Origin of the sequence: Acinetobacter sp. YH16042, assembly GCF_013417245.1 — a bacterium.
Classification (GTDB): Bacteria; Pseudomonadota; Gammaproteobacteria; order Pseudomonadales; family Moraxellaceae; genus Acinetobacter; species Acinetobacter amyesii.
In genome coordinates this window covers 1-3,943 of the sequence record NZ_VPEJ01000061.1, presented here as the reverse complement: position 1 = coordinate 3,943, position 3,943 = coordinate 1, and the positions used below count along the sequence as shown (strand labels likewise).

5 protein-coding genes and 1 pseudogene are annotated in these 3,943 nt (G+C 36.1%); 3 read left to right on the top strand and 3 right to left on the bottom strand.

What is annotated here, in order from left to right:
- From FTV37_RS16575 to FTV37_RS16565, 3 genes and pseudogenes are all read left to right on the top strand, one after another.
- Positions 1-316 (top strand): annotated as a pseudogene (locus FTV37_RS16575) (RepB family plasmid replication initiator protein); the annotation flags it as partial.
- A 76-nt stretch (positions 317-392) separates the two neighbouring features.
- Positions 393-638, top strand: a complete 246-nt coding sequence (locus tag FTV37_RS16570) for a hypothetical protein (protein WP_180039116.1) — start codon at positions 393-395, stop codon at positions 636-638.
- Between the two features lie 77 nt (positions 639-715).
- Complete coding sequence (locus FTV37_RS16565) at positions 716-1,261, top strand: plasmid replication DNA-binding protein (RefSeq protein WP_002067466.1); 546 nt, start codon at positions 716-718, stop codon at positions 1,259-1,261.
- Between the two features lie 192 nt (positions 1,262-1,453).
- On the opposite strand, the gene FTV37_RS16560 is transcribed toward FTV37_RS16565, so the two are convergent.
- Genes FTV37_RS16560 through FTV37_RS16550 form a run of 3 tightly spaced genes read right to left on the bottom strand, consistent with a single transcriptional unit; the run spans position 1,454 to position 3,823 of the window.
- Positions 1,454-2,359, bottom strand: a complete 906-nt coding sequence (locus tag FTV37_RS16560; RefSeq protein WP_171525057.1) for a hypothetical protein — start codon at positions 2,357-2,359, stop codon at positions 1,454-1,456.
- Positions 2,343-3,470, bottom strand: coding sequence for a DUF2515 family protein (locus FTV37_RS16555; protein ID WP_179995816.1), 1,128 nt, complete (start codon positions 3,468-3,470; stop codon positions 2,343-2,345). The genes FTV37_RS16560 and FTV37_RS16555 overlap by 17 nt, the downstream gene beginning before the upstream one ends.
- Positions 3,470-3,823, bottom strand: a complete 354-nt coding sequence (locus FTV37_RS16550; RefSeq protein WP_000897084.1) for a hypothetical protein — start codon at positions 3,821-3,823, stop codon at positions 3,470-3,472. The genes FTV37_RS16555 and FTV37_RS16550 overlap by 1 nt, the downstream gene beginning before the upstream one ends.
- Positions 3,824-3,943 lie beyond the last annotated feature (120 nt).

Genomic DNA, 3,943 nt, shown 5'->3' with positions numbered 1-3,943 from the left:
AAAAGGACGTTCAATTTACGGCTTTTCATTTTTATTTAAAAACAAGCAAACAGCGCAGAATTTAAACTCGACAGGAGATCCAAATACCGTAGATCTTGTTTCAAAAATGACTAAGGCTCAGCGACATTTATTTGCTAATAAACTCTCTCAATTACCTGAGATGAGTAAGTACTCCCAAGGCACCGAAAGCTTTCCGCAATTTGCAATTCGTATAGCTGACATGCTGCAAGATCCACATCGTGCTAAAGAACTGTATCCATACTTAGAAAAAGTGGGATTTATGTCAGCTACTAAAAACAATGCTGTTAACAACTAAACTCTCAGTGAGTGAAGGATCCAGAATTAAAATCTGAGACTAAATAATTAAACTATAGTCATATAAGGAATTTGAAATGCCTATTGATGCAATGGCTTTATTAGGTGCTAAAAAAAATATTAAAGGCTATTCAGCTCAGATCCAAGTTGAGACTTCTGACGGTTTAGAAATTAATGGTTTTATACAATTAGATCATGACTGGGATTATCAACTCGGCTTTTTGAGAGATTTAATAAATACAGAAGAAGATATGCGTTTTGTTGATAAAACCTTTACCAGTGAAGATTTTAGAAATGGTATTTTAGCCTACTTAAGCAAGTAGGCTTTAAACCTTGAGTGTATTGAAGAATACATTTGTTGTATTCTTCAATACGTCTCCTAAATACACAGAAATACACTATGAAAACAAGTACAAAATACAGTGTTAGTGATGCTGCAACACTGTATAAAAAATCTCGGGCCACACTCTACAAAGATATAAAAAACGGAGTATTAAGTCGTGATCATGATGGTTCTATCGACTTTTCAGAATTACTTCGTGTCTATGGTGAGCCTTTTGGTGGAACAAACTCAAAACGTCTTGATACGTCTCCAAGACAAAACATTGATACACCTGAATACACTGATAATACAGTTGTTGAACTCAAAAATCAGATTGAGTTTTTAAAGAAACAGTTGGAAAAAGCAGAAGATCGGGAAACGAAGGCAAATGCTCGTATTGACACGCTACTTACACTTATTGAAATGAAGCCACCACAAGCCAATATAAGCACGTTTACAGAGCAGCAATCTGACCAGGATATAGCAACAGATCCTCGGTCAAAAAAACCAAATGAGGGCGGATTGACTACTCAAGAAATTAAACGCATTCCAGTGCCGGAGCATATTGAACCAGAGCCTGAAAAAAGGGGCTTCTGGAGCCGTTTTTTCAAGCCCTATGGGTGATAGGACTATTTAATCAGACTAATCAAAACCGTGGAACATTGTTTATTTATTAATCGTGGAACATGAAAAATTGCCAAAACAGCCTAAGAGTGACTGCTTAGGCTGTTTCTACATGAATAAGACATTGTTTAAAAAGGGATTTTAAGAGGCGTTTCGTATAAGGTGTATTATGTTAATTTTAGAAATAATTAATTATTTCACATATTGCCAAAGATCAGGACCAACATAGCTCTCATCTATACGATAACCTTCTGCAATTGCTTCTTTTTCATCATACTCTCTAGATCTTTGAGTTCTTCGTTCTTCCTTTTCAAACGCTTGTTTTAACTCCAATGGAGTCATTGTATAAGCATTAATATTGTTTTCTGAATCACTTAAGGCATCTCGTTGATCATAACGAATGGTGTTAAAAGTATAACGAACCATATATTGCTCTTTCTCATCTTCAGTTTTTTTAGTTTGACTGATGTATATATTCAATAAAAGACCATTAGCGTATAAGCGATAACCCAAAGACCCACTACCACTCGCATTCATGATGTTTTGCCATTCCTCATAACTAAAAATATAGCTTGGATCAATCGAATAGCCCCACTTCATGACATATCGCATATTATCTTCTTTCGCTATACGTGGGTTATAGGGAGCAATATAAAGTTTCCATCCCGCTTGATTTACTCGTTTCATTAAATTCGCATACGCTTGATAGGCTTGCTCAGGACGTACAAACTCCTCTTTATTTAAGCCTGCATTAACAGTCATAACCTCAATACCATCTTCCTTATGAAACGATGTTCCTAATACATAAAAAACATGGTCAATAGCTAAGCTACTCGCGCCATTTTCAATCTTAATTTGACCAAGGTTCGGTGGTGAAAAATCTAATTCTCGAAAACTAGCGACAGGATGGTTATCCACGGCACTCTGATTGTATTGAGCAAAGTCTTTAAAGCCCTGTAGACCAAAATGGAGTAAATAAGGTTGCTGATTCATTGCACTATTCTCTGTATTTTTTGCATTAGGTTGGCAACCTAAAAGAAGGAAACCGAAGATGAAGACTAAGATAGAATTAAAATAATGCTTAAATCTTTCCATCATTACTGTCCTTGCCAACTACAAAGTCCGCTTTACTATTGCCCCATCCTGCAATAATTGCGAGTTCCTTCTCTAAAAATGATCGCCCTGTGTCACTTAACATTAAGGTATGATATTTTTCTGCTGCCTTCTGAATCCACTCCATACGGCTATCATAATCTTGAACTTTGGTATGCGCTAAAGGTTCGCTATAGACAGATTCAGGTAATTTGTCGAGTACATCTTTATGACGTCCTTCATATTTCCCATGTCTAGGCTTAACAGCATCAACACTATAATCACTAGAAAGGACTAAAGTACTATCGGGAAGTTTGGTATAGCTTTGTAAAGTTGCCTGTGCTTGTACCATCCAGTCCTTCCAAACCAATTCTTGTAAAATATTACGTTGTTCCTGTACTGCAATTGCCAGTAAATGTTTCATAAGATCGTCTTGTGCATCTTTAAAATTATCTCTCCTTGGTTTTCCTTTTCTTTTAAAAATGCCTTCTATCTTGGGAAGCATCCCAAAAGCCTGAGTAATTTCAGTTGTACTCTGCAAATGCTTAATGATGGGTAAACAACTCGACCAAGGAATATTTAACACTTCTTCCTTAATATGGGTGAACTTAGATACATCACGTTGAGTTCGACATTGATTAAAAGATTGCGAAGACATACTCCAAGCATAATGCCAAGGTGCAATATCCATAAATAACCATAAATTCCCTTTCGCAAAAGAGTGTACTGGATTGCGAACAAGTGGCGTCAAGACAAAAGGGGAAATAATGGGAATCCATTTATACCCCCAAGCCGTTAAGCCATGTTTAAACACTGCTGCAACAGTTTTTGAAGCAAATGCACCTAAGCCCATCCAATAATAACGGCCTTTTAATTGCTGACTTCCATGATTTTCTTGTTCAAGATAAATTTTGGCATAAACTGAGGCAATTCTTCTGGCTCTTGCTTCATATCCTGGTTCGAGTTTATAGAGATTCTTTTTGGCATCTTTTAAGTTAGACAGACGGATCATCGCTATTTGTTGTTGTACTTCCCAAAAAGTTAAGCAATCACACTGTGCTGTTTTACAGCTATTCTCTGTTGTATTTGTATTACTTTCCCAATCTAAATTACCCACTAATCATCTCCTTCACTCGGTTCAGCTTCTAGCTTCATCCAATTTAAATCGAGCTTTAAGCTTTCTTCTTGTAAGGAATTTATTCGTTTAGATCGGCCTTTATTATCTGCTATGGCCATAAACTCATCGGATGCATTTGAAATTTTATAATCAGCATTTTTAAAGGGCTCACCAGAGGGCAATAACATTTGAAATTTCTCATTATAGGCCTCATAAGTTGGCAAGCCTTTGATATTTACACCAACTTCTGTACCGCTTTTAAAAAGGTGCTGACCTGCCTTAGCCTCAAACTTTGCAGGCGTAATGAATGTAATTCCATTCTTATTAATGATGACTTGAGAACCACCTGCCATAGGTTTACCTATCTTCTTTAATCATTTAAAAATTAATCTTATATTTAGCTTAAAATAAATCTCTAATAGTTCAATTTTTTTCACCAAAGTATGACTTTTATCATAGCCATTCAATTGACT

Excerpts from the sequence above, each read along its gene's own strand:
- FTV37_RS16570 (WP_180039116.1), top strand. The coding sequence starts at position 393 with ATGCCTATTGATGCAATGGCTTTATTAGGTGCTAAAAAAAATATTAAA.
- FTV37_RS16565 (WP_002067466.1), top strand. The coding sequence starts at position 716 with ATGAAAACAAGTACAAAATACAGTGTTAGTGATGCTGCAACACTGTAT.
- FTV37_RS16550 (WP_000897084.1), bottom strand. The coding sequence starts at position 3,823 with ATGGCAGGTGGTTCTCAAGTCATCATTAATAAGAATGGAATTACATTC.
- FTV37_RS16560 (WP_171525057.1), bottom strand. The coding sequence starts at position 2,359 with ATGATGGAAAGATTTAAGCATTATTTTAATTCTATCTTAGTCTTCATC.